This is a genomic window from Planctomonas deserti, from assembly GCF_003067705.1.
GTDB lineage: Bacteria > Actinomycetota > Actinomycetes > Actinomycetales > Microbacteriaceae > Planctomonas > Planctomonas deserti.
Map to the genome: position 1 here is coordinate 1 of NZ_QANL01000136.1, position 580 is coordinate 580.

Annotated in this window: 1 protein-coding gene; it reads left to right on the forward strand. The window is 66.4% G+C overall.

Going from position 1 to position 580, the window contains the following annotated elements; genetic code table 11:
• A partial coding sequence (locus tag DAI20_RS19950) for a DNA topoisomerase (protein ID WP_240606149.1) occupies nt 1-580 on the forward strand: 580 nt, incomplete at both ends.

Sequence of the window (580 nt, forward strand, 5' to 3'; positions counted from 1 at the left end):
GTGCGCCCGACCTCGGCGCTGCGCACGCCTGCGCAGGTGGCGCGCTACCTGACCGATGACGAGCGCAAGCTGTACGAGCTGATCTGGAAGCGTGCGGTGGCCTGCCAGATGATTCCGGCCACCCTCAACACCGTCAGCGTCGATCTGTCCGCCGGCAGCGAACACGTGTTCCGCGCCAGCGGCACCACCGTGGTGGTGCCCGGCTTCCTGGCCGTGTACGAAGAAGGCAAGGACAACAAGAGCGCCGAAGACGAGGACGAAGGCCGCAAGCTGCCGGCGATGAAGCCCGGCGACCGCGTGCCGCTGGAACGCATCCAGGCCGAACAGCATTTCACCCAGCCGCCGCCGCGCTACACCGAAGCGGCGCTGGTGAAGGCGCTGGAAGAGTACGGCATCGGCCGTCCCTCGACCTACGCCTCGATCATCCAGACCCTGCTGTTCCGCAAGTACGTGGAAATGGAAGGCCGCAGCTTCCGCCCGTCCGACGTCGGCCGTGCGGTGTCCAAGTTCCTGTCCAGCCACTTCACCCGGTACGTGGACTACGACTTCACCGCCAAGCTCGAAGACGAGCTCGATGCCG